15 protein-coding genes are annotated in these 20,966 nt (G+C 68.4%); 8 read left to right on the forward strand and 7 right to left on the reverse strand.

Translation table 11 applies throughout. The annotated features are described in order from the left end of the window. Positions 1-24 precede the first annotated feature (24 nt). The 6 genes from P0D62_RS11385 to P0D62_RS11410 are packed head-to-tail and all read left to right on the forward strand — an operon-like array spanning position 25 to position 12,199. Positions 25-2,223 carry a DUF4132 domain-containing protein gene (locus P0D62_RS11385; RefSeq protein WP_275702673.1) on the forward strand — a complete coding sequence of 733 codons (2,199 nt, stop codon included), beginning with the start codon at positions 25-27 and terminating at the stop codon, positions 2,221-2,223. Continuing rightward, positions 2,223-5,864 (forward strand): DUF4132 domain-containing protein, encoded by a 3,642-nt coding sequence (locus P0D62_RS11390; RefSeq protein WP_275702674.1) that lies wholly within the window; start codon positions 2,223-2,225, stop codon positions 5,862-5,864. Before P0D62_RS11385 ends, P0D62_RS11390 begins: the two co-directional genes overlap by 1 nt. Positions 5,865-5,872: 8 nt before the next feature. Beyond that, positions 5,873-6,979: an ATP-binding protein gene (locus P0D62_RS11395; RefSeq protein WP_275702675.1), complete on the forward strand. Its 1,107-nt coding sequence runs from the start codon at positions 5,873-5,875 to the stop codon at positions 6,977-6,979. 32 nt (positions 6,980-7,011) lie between these two features. Then, positions 7,012-9,366 (forward strand): DUF5682 family protein, encoded by a 2,355-nt coding sequence (locus P0D62_RS11400; protein WP_275702676.1) that lies wholly within the window; start codon positions 7,012-7,014, stop codon positions 9,364-9,366. Then, positions 9,363-10,481: a VWA domain-containing protein gene (locus tag P0D62_RS11405; RefSeq protein WP_275702677.1), complete on the forward strand. Its 1,119-nt coding sequence runs from the start codon at positions 9,363-9,365 to the stop codon at positions 10,479-10,481. Before P0D62_RS11400 ends, P0D62_RS11405 begins: the two co-directional genes overlap by 4 nt. Then, positions 10,478-12,199, forward strand: coding sequence for a hypothetical protein (locus P0D62_RS11410; protein ID WP_275702678.1), 1,722 nt, complete (start codon positions 10,478-10,480; stop codon positions 12,197-12,199). Before P0D62_RS11405 ends, P0D62_RS11410 begins: the two co-directional genes overlap by 4 nt. A 15-nt stretch (positions 12,200-12,214) precedes the next feature. Here P0D62_RS11410 and P0D62_RS11415 read toward each other — a convergent pair whose 3' ends face one another. Both P0D62_RS11415 and P0D62_RS19175 read right to left on the reverse strand, forming a co-directional pair. After that, entirely contained in the window at positions 12,215-13,468 is a 1,254-nt protein-coding gene (locus tag P0D62_RS11415) for a HipA domain-containing protein (protein ID WP_275702679.1), read from the reverse strand. Beyond that, a complete protein-coding gene (locus P0D62_RS19175; protein WP_406708247.1) occupies positions 13,461-13,994 on the reverse strand; it encodes a helix-turn-helix domain-containing protein in 534 nt (177 codons plus the stop codon). Before P0D62_RS19175 ends, P0D62_RS11415 begins: the two co-directional genes overlap by 8 nt. Here P0D62_RS19175 and P0D62_RS11420 point away from each other — a divergent pair. Then, positions 13,920-14,783, forward strand: coding sequence for a bifunctional helix-turn-helix transcriptional regulator/GNAT family N-acetyltransferase (locus tag P0D62_RS11420; RefSeq protein WP_275702680.1), 864 nt, complete (start codon positions 13,920-13,922; stop codon positions 14,781-14,783). The genes P0D62_RS19175 and P0D62_RS11420 overlap by 75 nt on opposite strands. A 43-nt stretch (positions 14,784-14,826) precedes the next feature. On the opposite strand, the gene P0D62_RS11425 is transcribed toward P0D62_RS11420, so the two are convergent. Continuing rightward, positions 14,827-15,243 carry a GNAT family N-acetyltransferase gene (locus P0D62_RS11425; RefSeq protein WP_275702681.1) on the reverse strand — a complete coding sequence of 139 codons (417 nt, stop codon included), beginning with the start codon at positions 15,241-15,243 and terminating at the stop codon, positions 14,827-14,829. Further along, positions 15,240-15,722: an NUDIX hydrolase gene (locus P0D62_RS11430; RefSeq protein ID WP_275702682.1), complete on the reverse strand. Its 483-nt coding sequence runs from the start codon at positions 15,720-15,722 to the stop codon at positions 15,240-15,242. The genes P0D62_RS11425 and P0D62_RS11430 overlap by 4 nt, the downstream gene beginning before the upstream one ends. 333 nt (positions 15,723-16,055) lie before the next feature. Here P0D62_RS11430 and P0D62_RS11435 point away from each other — a divergent pair, with 333 nt between their 5' ends. Beyond that, positions 16,056-17,147, forward strand: a complete 1,092-nt coding sequence (locus P0D62_RS11435) for a hypothetical protein (protein WP_275702683.1) — start codon at positions 16,056-16,058, stop codon at positions 17,145-17,147. Here the strand turns inward: P0D62_RS11435 and P0D62_RS11440 are convergent, their stop codons facing one another. Genes P0D62_RS11440 through P0D62_RS11450 form a run of 3 tightly spaced genes read right to left on the reverse strand, consistent with a single transcriptional unit; the run spans position 17,148 to position 20,922 of the window. Further along, positions 17,148-17,642 (reverse strand): response regulator, encoded by a 495-nt coding sequence (locus P0D62_RS11440; RefSeq protein WP_275702684.1) that lies wholly within the window; start codon positions 17,640-17,642, stop codon positions 17,148-17,150. Continuing rightward, positions 17,639-19,519, reverse strand: coding sequence for a sensor histidine kinase (locus P0D62_RS11445; protein WP_275702696.1), 1,881 nt, complete (start codon positions 19,517-19,519; stop codon positions 17,639-17,641). Before P0D62_RS11445 ends, P0D62_RS11440 begins: the two co-directional genes overlap by 4 nt. 5 nt (positions 19,520-19,524) lie before the next feature. After that, the gene (locus P0D62_RS11450) at positions 19,525-20,922 is read right to left on the reverse strand and encodes an SLC13 family permease (RefSeq protein WP_275702685.1); all 1,398 of its coding nucleotides are present in this window, start codon (positions 20,920-20,922) and stop codon (positions 19,525-19,527) included. Positions 20,923-20,966: the final 44 nt, after the last annotated feature.

A 20,966-nucleotide genomic window follows, 5' to 3' on the forward strand; every position in this document is an offset into this window, starting at 1 on the left:
GACCTGAGGGTCGCGGACGACGCGGTGCGCCGGGCCGGCGTGCACGCCGACCAGATCGGAGACGCTGGCATCTCCGACGACGATCTGGCCGCCTTCGGAATGCGTATCGCCGGCGAGTGCGCCTGGCCATGGTTCGCCGAGCGACCTTGGGTGCTGGAGCGCTGGCTCGCAGGAGACGCTGAGCGGGTCGGCGATGCGCTGGTGCTGCTCGCCGACTTCCCGCAATTGCCCAGCCAGGTGCTGCCGCTGGTGGCCAAGGTGGCGCTCAGCGAGTCCCGCACCAATCGTCCGCGGGCCCAGGCAGCGCTTTCGGGCCATCCCGCCGCCCCGGCCCTTGCCGTCCAGGGGCTCGCCGACGGGAAGGGCGAGGTGCGCGCCGCAGCGGCCGCCTGGATCGCCGCCGATGGCATGACCGACGGCGTTGAGCCGCTACGGCGGGCGCTCGCCAAGGAGAAGCGCGAGGGGGCCCGGGCTGCCATGCTCACCGCGCTGGAGCAGTTGGGCGATGACATCTCGGCCCATCTCACTCCGGAGAAGCTCTACGCCGAGGTGACCAAGGGGCTGAAGGCGAAGCCCCCAGCGTCGATGAGCTGGCTGAACCTCGACCAGCTGCCCGCCGTCCGGTGGGCCGATGGCGCACCTGTTGATCCGGCGCTGCTGCGCTGGTGGTTCGTGCTCGCGGTGAAGCTGAAAAACCCCGATGGCTCCGGTCTGTTCGACCGCTACCTCTCGCTGCTCGACGCCGACGACGCGGCCGAGGTGGGACGCGTCGCCCTGCGGTCGTGGATCGCGCAGGACACATGTCACCCGGAGGAGGCCGAGAGTCGAGCGCACGCCGAGGCGATGGGGCCGCAGCGTTGGAGGGATGCTCAGGATCTGGTGCAGCGGTTGAAGGCGAACCCGAAGGTCGATGTCAATTGGCTGCGCTACGCCGAGGAAAGGGCGGCGCTGCCGGTGGAGCAGTTCGTCGCCGAGGTGTTCCGCCAGGAGCAAGCCGTCTATCTCGGCTCGGCGATCGCGGACAAGGGGATGCTCGCCCTCACCACCCGAATGCCGGGCGTGGAGCTGGCGGCCGCCGTGCAGTCCTACATCCGAGCCCACGGGGCGCGGCGCGCCCAGGTGGAGGCGCTGGTGCACACGCTGTTCGCCAACGCCGATCCCGCAGCCATCCAACTGTTGCTGTCGATCGCCCGGAGGTTCAAGCAGGTCACGGTGCAGGCGCGCGCGAGGGAGCTGGTGGAACGGCTTGCCGACGAGCGTGGCTGGAGCGCTGACGAGCTGGCCGACCGCACCATTCCCACCGCCGGCTTCAGCGACGACAAGATGCTGCATCTCAGCTTTGGCGAGCGGGAGTTCCTCGGCAGAGTGAACCCCAAGTTCGGCATCGACCTGACAGATCCGGACGGAAAGCCGATCAAGGCGCTGCCCGGTCCTCGGGTCTCCGACGATGCCGAGGCCGCGGCCGACGCGAAGAAACAGCTGTCCGCGTCGCGCAAGGAGCTGAAGGCGGTGCTGACGCTACAGAGCGCCCGGCTGTACGAGGCGATGTGCGGCGGCCGGTCCTGGCCCGTTCCGGTGTGGCAGGAGTACGTGCCGGGACATCCGCTGATGTCCCAGCTGGCTACTCGGCTGATCTGGGCCGAGGCAGGCGCGGCCGGCGAGCGACGGTTCCGGCCCACAGAAGACGGCGAGTTGATCGATCTGAACGACGAGCCGATTGAGCTCGACGGCGCAGGGGAGGTCCGGCTCGCGCACCGAGTCCATATGGGCCCGGAGGAGGCAGGCCTCTGGCGTGCCCACCTCGCCGACTACGGCATGACGGCGCTTTTCGACCAGCTCAGCGCCACCGTGCCCGAACACGAGGACGGTGCCACGGCGCTGGAGAACCTCAAGGGACACATGACCGATACGTTCAGCTTCCGCAGCGTCGCCACCAAGCGCGGTTACACCCGAGGCATGGCGGAAGACGCGGGGTGGTTCACCGAGTACACCAAGTCGTTCTCCAGCACGGGGCTGACCGCCGTGCTGGAGTTCACCGGCTCCTATTTGCCGGAAGACAACATCCCGTGCGCCACGGAATCGCTCTGCTTCCGACGCGGCTACACGCAGGTGTCCCTCGTGGAGGTACCTCCTGTGCTGTTGGCAGAGTGCTACGCCGACTACGCGGCAATGGCGGCCCTCGGCCCGTTCGACCCGGCCTACCGAGACAAGGCGGGCATCTGATGAGCATGGTGGCCCAACCCAGCCACGAGCTTCGGGAGGCACTGCGCCCGCTGGCCGGGCACTCCGACGATCTCTACCAGCGGTGCGTCGCCTTTGTGCACGACGGCACCGATCCGATGGTGCTGCACGAGGTGGGCGTCGTGACGAAGCCACGGCTGTGGTCCCTGCTGGGTTACCCGGGGTCAATGCAGGGCGGCCGATGGGCGTGGGTGGGCACGAGCACCAGGCGTGCGCTGAAGAAGGTGGGCGTGAAGCCAAAGGGGCGGAGCAAACGGCGCCGCCGGTACTACGCCACCCGGCCGTCACCGGATGAGCTGGTGCGCTACGCGCGTTTGGTGTGCGCGATGATGGACGACGTCGAACGGCAGGCACCGGGGGTGCCGCTCTGGCTTACCGTTCTTATCAACGATGTGGTCATCGCCGTCCCGCATCAGGTCAGAGACACGGAGTCGCTGGCTCAGACACTTCCCGGCTGGGATGCTTCCCTGATGACAGAGTTGCTCGTCGCCGATGGTTGCACCCGCGACGAGGCAGAGCTGCTGGCGCTGGTCGCGTTGATCCAAAGACCCGCCGATGGCTACGGCTACAGCCACCCCAGTCCCGGCGACCTTCCGGGGGTCTCCAAGCTGCTCACCACTCGAGGGCTCGCTGCAAAGGAAGTGGCAAGGCTCAGCGCAAGCACGCGTATCTGGGTGCTGGAGCGTGCCGCGAGCGAGCCAGAGGTGGGAAACGCGCTGGCTGCGACGGTGGCGGAACTCACCGTCGACGCGGCCAAGGGGCCGAGGCGGGCGGCGCTCCAGGCCCTCAGGGTGCTGCCAGCCGACGTTCGGGCCGAGGTGATCGCGCCGGTGCTCGGGCGGATCGCTCCCCGGCGTGCGGAGGATCTGGTCGAACTTCTGGCGACGCTGCCCGGTGGCCCGGAGCTGCTGGCAGACGCCGTTGACGGAGGCGCCAAGATCGGCGTTCTGGTGGACAAGGCCGGTGTACGGCGCGACGCGATCGAGGCCGAGCAAGTGCCCGACCACCTGGTGCTGCCGCCCTACGACATGCCCACCGAGGTGCCCGCCACGGACGAGGTGATCGCGGAGTTGCGGGCCGCGCTCGCGCAGGAGATCGAGGAATGGGAGGCGCCGCCGGAACGCTCTGCGCATGGGTGGCTGATGACGTTCGGAAAGAAGGAATATCAGAAGGACAAGAAGAAGGCCCTGGCTGAGGCCCGGCGTATCACCGAGACCGACCTCGCGGATGTGGTGCGTGCCGCCAATGGTAAGGGCACGGCGTCGAGGGTGCTCAAAACCTACGGCCTTTCGTGGATCGCCGAGGCCGCGCCGTCGCTCAACCTGATCCATCTTCTGCGCCTGGAACTGCTCGACCCGGAGCCCGAGTTGTTGTACGTCTCGGGCGGCTCTGAACCGGAGGATCTGCGCACTCGAGAGCATCTCATCCGGCTGGTCGGTGGGCATGCTGACCAGATCGGCGCGAAGGGCGTGAGCGTCGACGACTTCGCCGAGCATGCGCTGCGGCGGCCCGAGTTGGTGTCCTGGCCTTGGTTCGCCGGGCACCTGGAGATACTCGAGCGCTGGCTCATGGGTGACACCAACGACGTGGCGAACGCGCTACGCCTGCTGGAGTGGTTCCCCAGGCTTCCGCCGTCGCTGGTGCCGCTGGTGGCGCGCGTCGCGGTGAGCGAGTCGCGGCTCAACCATCCGGTGGCGCAGCGGTTGCTCAGTGACCACCCGGCGGCCCTTGGGCTGGCCGTCCAGGCGCTCGCCGACGGAAAGGGCGAGATTCGCGTCGGCGCTGCGGGATGGATCGCCGCGCAGCACACCTGGGCGGGAATCGAGCCACTGCAGGCGGCGCTGGCCAAGGAGAAGCGGCCCCCGGTGCAGGCGGCGTTGCTCAGCGCGCTGGAGATCCTGGGAGACGACATCTCGGTTCACCTCGCACCCGACACTCTTCACGGCGAGGCGGTCAGAGGGCTGAAGGCCAAGCTGCCGGCGTCGATGAGCTGGCTGAACCTGGACCTGTTGCCTACCGTGCGATGGAGCAACGGCACGCCCGCCGATCCCCTGGTGCTGCGGTGGTGGTTCGTGCTTGCGGTGAAAGTGAGGAATCCCGACGGCTCCGGGCTGTTCGACCGCTATCTCTCGCTCCTGCACCCCGACGACGCGGCGGACGTGGGGCGATTCGCGCTACGAGCGTGGATCGCGCGGGACACCCAGCACCCGGACGAGGCAGATAGTCACGCCTACGCCGATGCCGAGGGGACGCTGTGGTGGAAAGGAGTGCAGCAGTACGCCCGAGATCTGCGCAAGGTGTCCGGCATCGACCCAGACGCCCTGCGTGAGGCCGAGGCCGACGCCGACCGTCCGCTGGAGCAGTTCGTTGCGAGAGCCTTTCGTGAGCATCAGGCAACCTACGTCGGCTCTGCGATCGCCGACAAGGGTTTGCTCGCCTTAACCACACGGATGCCGGACGTGGAGCTCGCGGCGGCGGTGCAGTCCTACATCCGGGCCCATGGCGCGCGGCGGGCTCAGGTAGAGGCGTTGGTGCACGCGCTCTTCGCCAACGGCGACCCCGCGGCGCTCCAGTTGCTGCTGTCCATCGCCCGCCGGTTTGGGCAGGTGACGGTGCAGAAGAAGGCCAAGGAACTGGTGGAGCGGCTGGCGGATGAACGCGGCTGGACCACGGAGGAACTGGCTGATCGCACCATCCCCGCCGCAGGCTTCGCCGACGACGGGATGCTGCACCTCAGCTACGGCCCGCGCGAGTTCCTGGGACGAGTGAACACCGGCTTCGGGATCGACCTCTCCCACTCCGACGGCACGCCCCTCAAGGCGCTGCCTGCGCCGCGGGTCTCGGACGACGCCGAGGCGGCCGCGGAGGCGAAGAAGCAGCTGTCCGCGTCGCGCAAGGAGCTGAAGGCCGTGCTCACGTTGCAGGCCGCCCGGCTGCACGACGCCATGTGCGCCGGTCGCGGGTGGCCTACTTCAGACTGGCTAGCGTTCATCGTCGGCCACCCTCTGATGGGGCAGCTGGCCACTCGGCTGGTCTGGATGGAGGTGGGTGATGGTGCTATTCGCACCTTCCGGCCCACCGAGGACGGCGAACTGATCGACGCGGACGACCAGGTCGTCGTGTTGGCGGAGTCCGCGGAGGTGCGCCTCGCGCATTGCGTGGTGGTGGGCGACGCCGAGGCGGAGCGGTGGGCTGAGCATCTGCGCGACTATCAGGTGACTCCACTGTTCGATCAGTTCTCGGCGACGCCGCCGGCCTATCCCGACGATGCTGTCGAGCTGAGCGATCTGCAGGGACACGTCACGGATACGTTCAGCTTCCGCGCCGTGGCCGCCAAGCGGGGATACCGGCGCGGTGGGGACGAGGGCAGCGGGTGGTTCACCGGCTACACGAAGGGATTCTCGAGTGCCGGGCTGGTCGCCATGATCGAGTTCACCGGAGCGAACGTGCCCGAAGAGAACATGCCGTGTGCGACGGAGTCGCTGTACTTCCTGCGCGGTGAGCAGAGTGAGCAGAAGGTGCCGTTGCGAGAGGTGCCTCCCGTGATGCTCGCCGAGTGTTACGCCGACTACGCTGCGTTTGCGGCGCTCGGCCCCTTCGATCCCGACTACTGGAAGAGATGAGCGTGCGGATGACGACGGATCAGAGCGCCGAGCTGAGGCCGCCGGCCGAGGTGCGCTACGCCGATGAGCTGGCCCGGCTGGAGACGGCCGACCGAGCCGCGAACATGGAGCGTCCGCCCGGGTGGGCGCTGTCGCCGCGCTTCGTACGCTCCTTCATCGTGGGCGACGAGGCGCTCGGCGTGAGCCGCAAGTTCTACGGTGACGATCCCCTGGTGGATCGGGCGATCGTCTCCTTGCTGGGCCGACAAGGCTTGATGCTGGTGGGCGAGCCGGGCACCGCCAAGTCGATGCTGTCGGAGTTGTTGGCCGCCGCTATCTCCGGTTCGTCGACGCTGACCATCCAAGGATCGGCCGGCACCACGGAAGACCACATCCGCTACTCGTGGAACTATGCGCTGCTGATCGCCGAGGGCCCCAGCGAGCGTTCGCTGGTGCCGTCGCCGGTGTATCAGGCGATGCAGGCGGGCCGGGTGGTGCGCTTCGAGGAGATCACCCGCTGCCCGCCGGAGATCCAGGACACCTTGGTGTCCATCCTCAGCGAGAAGCAGCTGATGGTGCCCGAGTTGGGCGGCGAGGCGCGGGTGTCCGCCCGGCCGGGCTTCACGGTGATCGCCACGGCCAACCTCCGCGACCGGGGCGTGCACGAGATGTCGGCCGCTCTCAAACGTCGCTTCAACTTCGAGACCGTGCGCCCCATCCGTGATCGGGCCTTCGAGGCGGAACTCATCGGACGCAGCCTCGACGCGGAGCTGGGGGAGCGTCGTCCGCCCGTGCCGCCCGCCGTGCTGGATGTGCTGGTGACGGCCTTCGCCGACCTGCGCACCGGCACCACCGATGCAGGCACGCCCGTGAAGCGACCCGAGGCGGTGATGTCGACGGCCGAGGCGGTCAACGTCGCCATCGCGGCGTCGATGTCGGCCCGCTACCTGGGCTCCGGCACCGTCACCGCGGGGGAGGTCGCCCAGCAGCTGGTCGGCGTCGCGCTCAAGGGATCGGAAGAGGACGCTCGCATGATGCGTCACTACGTCGACAACGTGGTGCGCGAGCGGGCCCGGCGCAGCCCCGAATGGCGGGCCTTCTTCGATGCGGCGGATGCGCTGTGGCGGGCGGGATAGCTCCGACGGCGCCGCCGCGGCTGGCGCGGGGCATGGCGTCCCTGCGACGCTGGGGCGAGGCCGGTGTGCATCTGGCGCCCATCCGGCACCATTCGCCGGGGTGCGCCGCCGCGTTGCGAGCGCTGCTCGACGAGGTGCGCCCGGCGACCGTGTTGATCGAGGGGCCCCGCGAATACGGCGCGCTGCTGGATGCCCTGACCGACGAGCAGACCCGGCCGCCCGTCGCGGTGCTGTCGCTGGATGGGCCGCACGCGGCCTTCTACCCGCTGGCCGAGTTCTCCCCGGAATGGGTGGCGCTGCGCTGGGGTGCCGAGAATGACGCGACGGTGGACTTCATCGACCAATCCTGGGCCGATCAAGCCCGAGTGGAGAGCGACGACGATCCGGGCGCGGTCGTGCGCACCCTGCAAGCCGAGCGGCATCTCGCGCAGAGTCGGGCCATCGCGGCTCTCGCCGCAGACCTTGGCTGCCGCGATCACGACGACGTGTGGGAGCACCTCTTCGAGCTGCGCGGCGGCGACGAGCTGCACCGGTGGCGGGAGTACTTCCAGGCGGTGCTCGGGTGGGCGGCGCTCGCCAGGTTGGAGACGGAGCGCGCGGTGCTCGACGCCGACGGCACCCATGGGCGCGAGGCCGTGATGGCGGCGATGCTGGCCCGCCACCGCGCCGCCGACCGCGGCGCCATCGTCGTCGTCACCGGAGCCTTCCACACCCTCGGGCTGCTGGAGGCCCTCGACGATCGCGAGGAGGGGCGCTGGATCACGTCCCATCGTCTAGGAGCCCTCGATGTCGCGCGGCCGGCCTGGCTGATCCGCTACGACTTCACGCGGCTGGACGGCCTTCGCGGCTACGGGGCGGGTATGCCGGCGCCCGGCTTCTGGCAGCGGGCCTGGGAGGGGCGAGCCAGCGGAGACGACGGTCGCCGGCTGGCCGTCGAGGTGCTGCTCGACGTGGCGGCGGAGCTGCGTGCCCAGGGCGAGCAGCTGAGCGTCGCCGACGTGACCGCCGCCGCCGAGCAGGCCCTTCGGCTGGCGGATCTGCGCGGACGCGCCTGGCCCGGCCGCACCGACCTGCTGGACGCCATGCTGAGCTGCTTCGTCAAGGACGACGGCGGTCTGGGTGGCCCGTTGGGGCGGGCCATCGACGCGGTGTTCGGCGGCACCGCGCTGGGCGAGCTGCCTCCGGGCGTCGAGGCGGTCCCGCTGGTGGCCGAGGTGCGTGCGATCGCGTCGAAGCTGCGCTTCGTGATCGACGACGGCGCCACCCGCGCCGTGAGCCTCGACACCGCGCGCAAGCCCGCACACGTGCGTCGGCGGGAGTTCCTTGCCACCATGCGCTTCATCGGCTCGCGGTTCACCCGCCAACTCGGCGGCCCGGACCTGGTCGCGGGCACCGGGCTGGGGGTGCTGCACGAGGAGTGGGAATACGCGTGGACGCCCATGGTGGAGGCCGCGCTGATCGAGGTGAGCCGCGAGGGCGCCACGCTGGAGGACGTGCGACGGCGCCGGATAGCGCAGCGCCTGGAGGGACGCGAGGCCGACGCCGGTGCGGTGTCGGAGACGCTCTCGGAGCTGGCGGTGATGGGTGCGGCGGAGGAACTGCCCTCGGTGATGGGGGTGTTGGAGGCCGCCTACGACGCCGACCCCCAGCTGGGGTCGGTGGTGGCGAGCCTGCACCGGGTGATGGCGCTGCTCGTCGAGCGCGGGCGGCTGGCGCTGGGCGACCAGGAGAAGGCTTTGCGACGCCCGCTCCGGGTAGGGCTCGCGAGCGCGGCCTATCAGCTCGCTCAGGTGGACGCCGTCGACGACGCCAACGCCGGGTCCGTCTGCGACGCGGTGCTGAGTCTGCGCGATCTGCTGCGTCGCCTCGACGTCGTCGATCTGGTTGACGACGCGGCCGGCGTGCGCCGCGAACTCACGCGCCTTCGGCAGCGCGAGACCTCCGCTCGGTTGCACGGCTGCCTCGTCGCGGTGGCCTACGCCGCCGATGAGATCGACGCCGGCGAACTGCGCTCTGAGGTGGCAGCTCATCTGCATCCCGGCGCCGATCCCGACCGCCTGGCGGCCTTCCTGCTCGGGCTGATGCAGGCCTCGCCCGATCTGGTGCTGCACTCGCCGGAGCTGCTGGAGGCGCTCAACGACTCCTTGGCAGAGATGGAGGACGGCGCCTTCTTGTCGGTGCTGCCCGACCTGCGGCAGGCCTTCACCTGGCTGCGGCCCAGCGAGACCAACCGGCTGGCTAGCGCCGTCGCCCAACTCACTTCCGCCGATGTCCGCCAGTTCGACGCCGTGCTGCGGATCGACCCGGCCCTTGCGGCTGAGGCCCGGCGAGTGGAGCAGGAGCTGCTGGCCGGCTTCGCCCGCGATCACGTGAGGGTACCGTCGTGAGCGCGGAACTAGTGCGGCGCTGGAGGCTGGTGCTGGGGCGTTACGCGGATCAGCAGCTCCCGGCCGGCTCGGCAGACGCCGGGCTGGAGTCCACGCTGTCGTATCTCTACGACCGCGAGTACGCCGGCCGGGGCCACCGGCATGCCAAGGGGCAGGGTGGCGGCCTGAATGCATCGGCGATCACGGCCATCAACTGGCTGGGCGGTGCTCGTCGGCTGTTCCCGCAGTCCACCCTGGAGAGGATGGAGCGCGACGCCATCGAGCGCTACGGCATGAACGAGCTGCTGGCTGATCCCGCCGCCGTCGACGACCTCCAGGCCAGCCCCGAGCTCGCCAAAGCACTGCTGCGCACCCGTGGCAGCCTCGATCCCGCCACCGCCGACGGCGTGCGCACGCTGATTGCGAAGGTGGTGGCCGACATCATCGAGCGGCTGCGGCCGAAGTTCGTCACCGCCATGAACGGGTCGAGGGCGCGCCATCGACGCTCGCCCCACGCCTCGCTGCGCAACCTCGACTGGCGCGGCACCATCGCCGCCAACCTGCGCCACGTCGATCCCGAGACGGGCCGGATTATGGTGGAGGAGGTGCGCTTCCACGCCCGGCAGCGGCGCCGAAACCTCGACTGGCAGGTGGTCATCCTGGTGGACCAGTCCGGGTCGATGGCCGGGTCGGTGCTGCACAGCGCGGTGTCGGCGGCGATCCTCGCCGGGCTGCCCGGGATCAGCGTGAGGCTGGTGCTGTTCGACACCGGCCTAGCCGACATGAGTCACCTCGCCGACGATCCCGTCGAGGTGCTGCTCACCGCCCAACTCGGCGGCGGCACCAACATCGCCCAGGCGATGGAGTATGCGGAGCGGCTGGTGAGTCAGCCCACGCGCACGGTGGTGGCGTTGATCAGCGACTTCGAGGAAGGTGGGTCCGTCTCCGCGCTGCTGGCCGCCGTCCGACGGCTGGCCGGGGCCGGCGTTAGGCTGCTCGGACTCGCGTCGCTGGCCGACGAAGGCGAGCCCTGGTACGACCGTCGCATGGCCGCCCGGCTGGCCGGAGCCGGCATGGAGATCGCGGCCATGACGCCCGATCGGTTCGCCGAGTGGCTCGCGGAGGTGACGGCGTGACGCTTCCAGCATGGATGGCCGAGATCGCCGGCCTCGACGACGACGCCCTGGCAGCTGCCTCCAACAAAGGCTTGGTTCGCCGCGCCGTCCGGGTCGTGGAGCGAGTCGCGCTGTCGATGATCGGCGCCGATGGCGTCACGCTTGCTTGCGACGGTGCCACGGTCCGCCTGCTGCCAGGCGGTGTCGGCGCCGCCCGCTGCGACTGCCCGGTGGCGGGGGTCTGCGTCCACATCGTCGCCACCTGCCTCTGGACGCGCTCGCAGGAGATTGACCGGGAACCCCACCATGGGTCGGGTGAGTCTCAAAGCGAACCCCGTCACGGGTCCCTGAGGGACTCGTCAGTCCCAGCGGACACCGCCTCACGCCGACCGGAGGCGTCGACGGAGACCAGCGGTGGCCGTCGGGGCCAGCGAATCGACTCGTTGGGCGCTGCCGCAGACCTCGCAACCATCATCGAGTCTCTGGTCGCCGACGGCGTCTCCCAGCTCGCGCCGGCCTCCATCGACCGCCTGGCCCGGGCGGGGGAGCGTGCCCGCCTCGACGATCTGGGACTCCTGGCCCGCCTCACGGCGCAGGCGGTGGGAAACCTACGCTCGCACCTGCGCCGCGACGACACCGTCACCGAGTCCGACTGCCTCTCCACCCTCGCTCAGGCGTGGCAGCTCGCCCGCGTCTTGGCGGACGACCCTGAGCCATCACCTGAGTTGATCGGAGCGAGAACCAGAAAGGGCGACCAGGCGGACATCGGCGAACTCATGCCGCTGGCGGTGCGGTGGTGGCGCAACCCCGACGGGGCGCGTGGCGTCCGCCTCCATGCCTTCGACCTTCGCCATGGCCGGCTGGAGGAGGCCACCAACGGCCGCGCCGCCGGCGCCGACCCGGGCTTCCAGCCAGGCTGGGAACTGTCGCTGCTTTGGGGAGTCTCGCCCTCGTTACTGAGCTCCGGGATTCTCTCGTTGACAGGCGCGGAGCGTCGGTCCGACGGCACGCTCAGCGCCAGTGGCCGGACCAGGGTAGAGGCCCGGCCGTGGGGCGATCTCGATCTTTCCGGGCTGGCGCAGCGGGTGAACGTGCTCTCCGACGGAGCGGCACGCACGGCCTTCGGTGCCGCGCCCGATCCGTTGCGCCTCGTCGTTCCGAGGCCGCAGTTCGGCCTGGGAACCATTGAGGTCGACGAGGTGGAGCAACTCCTGGTGTGGCCGATCGTCGACGAGCAGGGGCGCACTCATCGCCTGAGCCTGCCGGCGACGGAGCACAACGGCCGGCTGCTCACCTGGCTGGCCGAGCACCGCGGGCTGCGAGCGCTCACCGTCATCGGATCCCGGCCTGAAGCGGCGTTCATCCGCGAGAAGGGCGAGGTCCGGTTGTTGTCCCTGACGCTGTCCAGGATCGCGCTCGGCGACGGCGTGCCTTCGTTGGTGCGGCGCCTCCTCAAGCGCGACCAGCACCGTCGTGCCGCCCCGACGCCGACACCGCCCTCCGATCTGGTGCGGCTCTGCGACGCCTGCGCGGACGTCGTCGACGCCCTCGGCGCGACGGGGCGCCGGTCCCTCACTCCGCGCCAGGCTCAGACCCTCTCGGCCAGAGCCGCCCAGGCCGACGACCTCGGCCTCGCCACCCTGGCCAACGCCCTTCGCGAGATTCTCGCCTCCCCGTCCCCGTCGTCCATCCTCTGGGCCCGCTTCGTCCTCGACCGCCTGGGGCAGCTTGTCTCCTAACCAGAGAGAAGCCCTTTAGAGCTGCGCGATGATGCGCTGGGTGTGCTGCGTCAGGTGTGGCATGGTGCGCGTCAGAACCTGGTCGATGCCAGGTGTGTCGGCGGGGAGCTTGTTCAGCGCCGCCTCGAAGAGGTCCGGAAAGGAAGCCGCGAGGTTGTAGACACGCCGCAGCACGAGGTCGGTGTCGAGGTTGAGGGTATGCGCCATCTTGGCCCATTGCTTCGCGCGGATACGGGATGCGAGGCGTTCGCCGCCGATGGAAACCGCGACGGACCGGTCTACTTGGCTCGCCTCATAGGCCAGGCCGGTCGCCAGGTCGTACAAGGGCGCGATCACCGTGCTTCGCGGAGCGCGGAGCAGAGAGATGTTCTTCGCGTGGCCGTCGGGCGCGCCAGCGACGAGATTGATGATGGCGAAGTCTGCCAGCGCGAGCCGGTCACCGAGTCGATCGGTGGACTCGCGGTCGACGACCCTTGCCATCTCCCTCAAGCCTGGGCCACCCCGTGATTCGTACTTACGGTCGGGCATTCGACCGCACGCTTGCGCGAAGTCCTCTTGGTGAAGCCGAACCACCTGCTCCGCGTTGATCGTCCGATCGAATCTCGTCACGACGATCGCCCACTGCTCCTCGAAACGCGCAAATGCGCTCTCCGCGACCACCACTCCAGCGAGGCGTGCTGCGGTCATGGTGGCATGTTCGATGAGCGCCTGGTGGTGGAGGTGCCTGATGCCTGGTTTGAGGATGTGGGTGGTTGCGGCGCTGCCCTCCGCACTGTGCCATTGCCCGTTGAGCAGAGCGAGGGCGAACTTCTCCTGTTGCCCTCCGAGTGACCAGTGTTCGCTGGGAAGTGACCAGGACGCATTGATTCCGTCGAGGGCTCTGATGCGGGCGGCGATCTGGGCTTCGGTCACCGACGAGTACTCACCGGCCCTGCCCTGCAACTCGGTGAGCTGCGACTCGCGGCAGAACTGCACCGCACCGGGGCAATCCCATCCCATGCTCGCCAAGATCTCGGCGTCATCGTCGGGGCTGACTCCCAGGCGTCGTGCCCACTCGGTGCGTGTCGCGGGGTTCTCGGGCAGGAGGCCGGCGAGATAGGCGGCGACCTTCTCCGCCGGGTGGGGTCCGGGCTTCATTGGCAGCTGTGCGGAGAGAGCGACTTCGCCGGTACGGAGGTAGTCGCTCGTGTAGCTGAAGAGTGGGCCGTCCGTCGTCGTCAGATAGCCGGCCAGCTCGCCGCACAGCAGCACCGCGAGCCGCTCATTCATGGGACACCTGCTTTCTGGTCTCGGGGGACGCGAGGCCCCAAGCCGCCCGGCGCGTCGCCCCGAGACTGCTGGCTGGAGGAGCGGGGGCGGCCGACGAGGGCCGAGGACGCAGAGTGAGCTCGAGTTCGAGCTCTGCGAGAAGGCGGAGCAAAGGTTCTAGCTCCACTGAACGATGACCTGCTTCGACCCTGGCAAGCCACGACCGTGCAACCTGCGCCCGAGTTGCGAGTTCGCTTTGACTCAAGCCGCGTTCTTGTCTGACTGCACGGACGGTGTGGGCGAGCTTCATCCAGCCGTTGATCGTCACGTCCTGCGCCATGATTGCATCCTGTCCTCGAACCAGGACAATTTTAGCTCGTCCTCGTTCGAGGACAAGGCTGATCTGTCCTTGAACGAGGACATTTCTTCGGAGCAGCTTGACGAGAGCATATCTCTGACTAAAGTCAGAGGTATGTCGCTTTCTGAGGTGTTTCGTCGGTTCAACAGGTCGTGGTCGCAGCGTGTGGGGCTGCTGGAGGCCTCGCATCTTGGAACAGGGCGCCCGCTCAATCAGTCGCGGTTGCTGTTCGAGATCGCCCAGTTCGACACTGGCGCCAGTGTGCTGGAACTACGCGAGCGGTTGGGCCTCGACTCCGGCTATCTCTCGCGGATGCTCGCCCAGTTGACGGCCGAGGGTGTGGTGGAGGTGGCCGAGGATCCCGAGGATCGACGTCGACGGGCCGTGCGGCTCACCGATCAAGGCCGGGCTGCCGTCCGGGAGATCGACGAGTGCTCGGAGAAACTGGTGGAACGCGTCGTTGATCCGCTGACGCCAGGTCAGCGTCGACGACTGGAAGAGGCTCTCGCCACAGCTGACCTGTTGATCCGAGCGGCCACGCTGGAGATCCGTGAGATATCACCCGATGGTGCTATTGCGCGGGAGGCTCTGGTGCGCTATTTCGACGAGCTGAATCAGCGCTTCCCGTCGGGCTTCGACGCGGGAGATGAGCCGATCGATATGGCCGCCGTGTGTCTGGCGGCGGTGAGCGATGGCCACCTCGTCGCGTTCGGTGCATACCGCCCGCTCGTCGGCGGCGATGCGGAGATCAAGCGGCTGTGGGTGAATTCTGACTGGCGGGGTGCGGGCATCGCGTCGCGACTCATGCGGCTGCTCGAGGAGCGCGCGGCCGCGGACGGCTTCAAGCGCGTGGTGCTGGATACCAACGAGAACCTCGCCGAGGCGATCGCGCTCTATGACCGCCTGGGCTACGAGCGCATCGAGCGCTACAACGACAACCCCTACGCGACGAGCTTCCACGCAAAGTCCCTCGGGTGAGATCTGCATGCAAAATGCATGCATGGTTGCGCTGCGGGTCGGCTCAGTCGAAGCGGACGAAGGCCCGTAATCCTGGTTGGTGGTCGTGCGCCTCGACGAAGCCCGTCGCCTCGTAGAAGGCCCGCTGTGCCGGCTCGGTGTCGGTGAGCAGCACCTTCTGACGGACCGACGCGTAGGGTGCGAGAACCTCGTCCAGCAACCGGCGGCCGATGCCGGATCGATGGTGGGCGGGATTCACCAGGATGTCCTGCAGATAGACGATCGTGAGCCCGTCACCGACGACGCGGGCCAGTCCGACGAGGTGCCCGTCGACCCGCGCCGTCGTCACCCTCAGTGACACGGCCATCGCCGCCTCCAGGAGATCCGGATCGGCGGTGTAGGCGCTCCATCCCACTGAGTCGTACAACCGCACCAACTCGTCACGCGACGGCAGCTCGCCCGAGGCGAACACCATCGTCATAGCGGATCATTCCTTCCGGGGGCGGCGTCGAAGCCGACGGACAGCAGCCCGATCCCGACATGATCGCGGAGCCACTCGAGGGCGATGCGTTCGTATTCGGGTATCAGCGCTGGCAGATCGGTGAGAGGGAACCACCTCAGCTCGGCGCACTTGCGGGGCTCTTGAATCGCGGGGTCGCCGCTCCAGGTGGAGCAGGAGTAGAACCACTCGACGCGCTGCTCGCGCGGGTTGTCGGAGCCGTCGGTGCGGTGCATCACCGACGATGGGATCAGGTCGCCGAGAGCCACCTCCACCCCTAGCTCCTCGTGGAGTTCCCGCGCGGCGGCCTGCGGCGCGGTCTCCCCAGGGTCGACGTGACCGGCAGCACCCGCCGCCCAGTATCCATCCATATAGCCCGTGTTCTGCCGGAGTTGCAGCAGTACCTGCCCGTCGTGCAGCAGATAGACGTAAGACGCGGGGATCAGGCTGTATCGACTCACACGAGCCACGCTATCTGTTCCTTTCGGGTAGGAGGCGTTAAGAGATCCCGCGAATAGGTGGCACCTACTGCGGCGCACTGGATGGCGACCTGGCTTCGTTGTCGAACTCACCGGCATACCCAATGCAGGTTTCGTTCTTCGCCTTGCCATGTCATCCATCCAGTACGTCCTCGCTACGGCACCACCTATTCGCGGAACCTCTAGGGGTGCTCATCCTGGCGGCTGCGGGATTGTCGGCGCCCCCGGTTATGCTGAGCGCAGGTTGGGGGCCGTGGAACGTGTCGCGGTGCCCGTCACCGACATTTCTCCGTCTCCCAGTGAAAGACAGGTCTCATGACACGACAAGGTCAGGACTCTCGAGTAAAGCTCGCCGCGAAGACGCTGGCGCTGGCCGTCGCCACGGCGCTGGTACTCACCGTTTCCGCCGTATTGCCGGCTCGCGCAAACCCCGCCGAATTCCCGTTCGCGCTCAGCGCCAAGCTGCTGAGCGGCTACCAGTTCGCGCTGGGGGACACCGTCAAGATCAGGTTCACCGCGAAGAACACGTCGAAGAACGCGATCGAGGTTCCCGAGGACGCGAAGCTGGCCCTCACCTTCGCCGGCGCGCAGGCCTCTCCCCAGCTGAAGGCGTCGGGAGGCTTCGAGCGCAGCGGTTTCGGCGAGGACGGCGTGGCGTACGCCTACTACGATTTCGCCAAGGAACTGCCGTCGACGATCGAGGCGGGGCAGTCCTTCTCGACCACCATCACCTACGTGACCGGCAAGAACGAGTCCAACTCCTCCATCACCGACGTGAAGAACGGCGGCGTGTTCGCCACCTTCGGTTACACGCCCAGCGGCAACTACTGGGAGGACATGGAGGAGTACCACTTCATCACCGTCCCGGCGAAGGGCAAGAGCGATCCGTCGATCAAGGGCACCGCGCAGTACGGCAAGAAGCTGACCGTCGACACCGGCTACACGGGGCCGTGGAATGACTCGTTCGAGTACCAGTGGTACCGCAACGACAAGCCCATCTCCGGCGCCACCAAGAAGTCCTACACGCTGAAGAAGGACGACATCGGCAAGAAGCTCGCGGTGGTGGTGACGGCGATCGCCGCCAACGAAAGCTGGGCGTTGTTCGATACCGGCGAGACGAAGACCGTCGCGCTGGCCACGCTCAAGACGGCGACCCCGAAGATCAGCGGCACCGCAAAGGTGGGCAAGACGCTGAAGGCCAAGGCCGGTTCCTGGGGTCCGTCGACGGTGAAGCTGAGCTACCAGTGGTACCGCGACGGCGCCAAGATCAAGGGCGCCACGAAGTCGTCGTACAAGCTCACGTCCAAGGACAAGAGCAAGAAGATCACGGTCAAGGTCACCGGCAAGAAGAGCAACTACAAGACCGTGACCAAGACCTCGAAGGCGACCAAGAAGGTCGCTAAGTAGTTAGGTCGACCGGCCGCCCGGACGGCGTCGCAGCGCGCTCATGGCGCGCTCGGCGTCGAGGGCGGGCAGCGCGACCAGGGGGTCGATGCCGTTGTCGAGCACGAAGGTGGTGAGCTGGTCGCGCACCACCTGCTTCAGGTCGGCCGCGTCCCACGGCTTGCCGATGTAGTGATGCAGCCGGCCCTGGTTGAGAGCCCGGATCGTGTCCTGGTGGCCTGCTTGGCCGGTCACCAGGACACGACGGGCGTTGGCGACGCGGGGATCGCTCGTCGACGAGACGAGGAAGTCGACGCCGGTGGCGCCGGGCATGCGGTGGTCGGAGAGGATCAGCGCCAGCACATCCCCGTCGGCGGCGATCTCGCCGATCACCTCCCAGGCGTCGTCGACGCTCTCGGCGATCTCGATGCGAAGGGATCCGGCGAACTCCGCCAGATCGCGCGCCAGCGCGGTGCGCACGGGGGGCTCGTCTTCGAGCACCAAGACTGCGAGTTTCATTTCTCCTCCGTATTGCTCGTGACAGATGGTTGCGCGGCGGGCAGCGTCACCGTGAAGACGGTGTGCCCGGGCCGGGAGCTGACGGCGATGGTGCCGCCGTTGCGTTCCACCAAGGTGCGGGTGAGGCTGAGGCCGAGGCCCATCCCGTAGCGCACCGTGCCTTGTTTGGTGGTGAACCGGGGCTCGAAGATCCGGCTGGTGAGCTCGGCAGGGATGCCCGGGCCATCGTCGACGATCTCCACCCGCACGCTCTGCGCATCGGGCGACGACGTCACCACCGAGATCCGCCCGGTGCCCTCCAGAGCATCGGCGGCGTTGACCAGCAGGTTGGTCCAGATCTGCCCCAGCTGCGGAGGATGGGCGCGCACCAGCGGGATCTCCCCATAGTGTCGTTCGATGGCGATGCCGTGGAGGCGATGCGAGACCAGGTCGAGGGTCTCGTCGAGGCTTTCGTTGAGGTCGACATCGCTCGCCACCTCGGCCTCCGGGCGGGCGTGGGAGCGCAGCGAACGCACCAGATCCTGGATCCGATGCGAGGCGGTGCCGATGTTCCGTGCGGCCATCGCGATCGACGCCGCCGCCTCGACGGCGCTGACGTCGTCGGTGCTCAGCGAGCCGGTGAGCGCGGCGTCCGTGACACCTGCCGCGACGAGGCGGAAGGCCAGCTCGGGGTCGCCGGTGACGCGCTCCAGCTCGCGGCGCGCGGCCCGTTCTTGAGAGGTCGACATCGGCGGGCGCTCCATCACGCCCTTGCCCACGGCGGCCAGACGTTCGCCGTCGGGGTGGGACAGGAGCAGTTTTTCGACGTCGGCCTTGAGGTAGTCGGCGGCGGTGCGCAGCGCGGCGACGGGATTGTTGAGCTCGTGCGCCACGCCGGCGGAGAGCTCGCCGAGGGTGGCGAAGCGAGCCTTCGACACCAGCTCCTGGCGCGTCTGCTGCAGCTCTTCGAGGGTAGCCATGAGGCGCTCCTGCTCGCGCTGGAGCTTCACGGTGAGCTCGTTGCGCTCGATCCGCAGCTCCTCGGAGTGCACGAGGCGCTGCGTCAGCACCCGGATCGTCGAGACGGCGAGCCCGGCCGAGAGCTCGGGCTTCAGGAGCATCGCGTGCTCCAGCTGCTCGATGGAGAGCAGGATCACCTCGCACGGCGTCGTGGTGGTGGACGTGAAGTAGGCGTGCTTCTGGCGCGCCAGCGACAGCAGGCCCACCACGCGTCCGGTGGACCCGTGGTGCAGCAGGAGGTTGCCGGTGGATGTGGCGCGGGTCAGCGCCACCCGCCCGTCGACCAGGATGAAGACGCCCTCGACGCCGTGGTCCTGCCGGGTCAGCCGGACGCCGGCCGGCAGATGGATGCGCGGGCGAGGAGCCAGCGCCTCGTCGATGCCGTCGATGAAGATCTTCGTGAGCTCGTCCTCGCTCATCTCCAGCATCTGGAGCAGATTGGCGCTCTGCGGGGCGTCTCGCGGACCTCCCTCGGCCGGCACCACGGCGATGGGATCGAGCCCTCGGCGCTCCATCCACTCGGCGATGTCGGTGGTGATGAACCAGGCCAGCGTCTCCCGTGCCGTGGGGATCATCACGAGTGCCTGAAGCAGGCCGGAGTCGATGGCTCCCGCCAGGTCGTGATGTTCGCGTTGCTCGGTGAGCACGATGTTCAAGGCATCCGCGAGCCGCGGCTCCGCGTACAACGTGGCGAGGGAGGACGAGACGTCCACGCTCTCTGCGTGCAGCAGGAGCAGTGGAACGTCGATCTCGGGGCGCGCCCGCAGGTGTTCGAGCGCTGAGATCGCGTCGTCGAACGGCCAGACGACGGCCTTTCCGGTCACCGCGGCGGCGATGTCGTCGACGGGGGCGCGCTCGCCGATGACGAGGATCTGCATCTGGCTCACAGCAGCCCCAGTGTCGTCCAGAACCACGGCATGACGAGCGAGAGCACCGCCGCGCCGACGATGCCGATGATCGCCCCCGTCGTCGCCATGTCCTTCAGCTTCACCACGCCGGTGGAGTAGGCGATGGCGTTGGGCGGTGTCGAGATCGGCAGCGTCATGCCCAGCGAGCTGGCCAGCGCCAGCACCACCGCCAGCAGCAGGGCGCTCGCGTCGATGATGCCGGCGAAGCTGACGGCGAGCGGGATCATCAGGTTGGCTGTGGCGGAGTTCGACATGAAGTTGCCCGGCACCAGCGCCACCGCGGTGAGCACCACGATCACCAGCGCCGCGCTCATCGCGGACCAGTCGATGAGGCCGATCAGCCACTCGTCGAGGCCGGCACGACCTACCCCGTCGCCGAGCGCGATGCCACCCGCTACCAGCCACAGCACGGGCCAGTCGAGAATCTTGATGTCGTCGCCGTTCATCACCTGCATCGACAGCAGCAGCACCACCGGAATGAAACCGACGGTGTGCGACGGGATGCCGTGCAGCGGCTCCGTCATCCACAACACGATCGTGAGGCCGGCGACGGCGTAGAAGTAGATCGCGCTGCGCGAGCGGTCGAAGTCGGCGGTCATCGACAGGTTCACCGGCGTGGACTTCGGCACCCAGCTCGCGAGCAGGAGGAAGCCGATCGCCAGCAGGATCAGCATGAACGGATAGGCCAGCGCCATCCACTCGAGGAACGACACCGGGGTGCCCTGGGAGGCCAAGATGCCCACCGCGATGGCGTTGGGCGGGGTGCCGATGGGGGTGCCGAAACCGCCGACGTTGGCGGCCACCGGCACCGACATCGCCAGCGCGGCCCGCGCCTTCGGCGTCGGCATCATCGGCAGCAGCGGGATCACCACGGCGAACATCGCCGCCGCGGTGGCGGTGTTCGACATGAACTGCCCGAGCAGCGTGGTGATCAGCATCATGCCGAGGATCAGCATGCGCCCGGAGCGGGCGAAGGGCCGCATGAAGACCGCCGCCAGGTTGCGATCGAGGCCGAACTTGGCGGCTCCGTCGGCGATCAGGAAACCCCCGAGGAAGAGCATGATCACGGGGTTGGCCATCGCGGCGAAGAACTCGGCGGCGGGGGCCGCGTCGTCGCTCACCGGGAGGATCGCCGTCGATGAGAGCAGCAGCACCTCCAGCAGGATCACCAGGGTGGCCGTGGCGAAGAGCGGGATCGCCTCGGTGACCCAGAACACCACCGCGACGAGGAAGATCGACAGCATCCGGGACGCCTCGGGCGTCAACCCCGGAATGTCGACGACGAACGGGACGAAGAAGACAACGGCGCCGACCAGCAGCCCCCACTTCTGGCGCGGGCGAAGAGTCGGGCGAGCGGCGGCCAGAGTCGTCATCTATCTCCCCGTGGTCTGGCGGACCTGTTCATCCTAGCCATGCG

The sequence above is a fragment of the Tessaracoccus caeni genome (assembly GCF_029211185.1).
Classification (GTDB): domain Bacteria; phylum Actinomycetota; class Actinomycetes; order Propionibacteriales; family Propionibacteriaceae; genus Arachnia; species Arachnia caeni.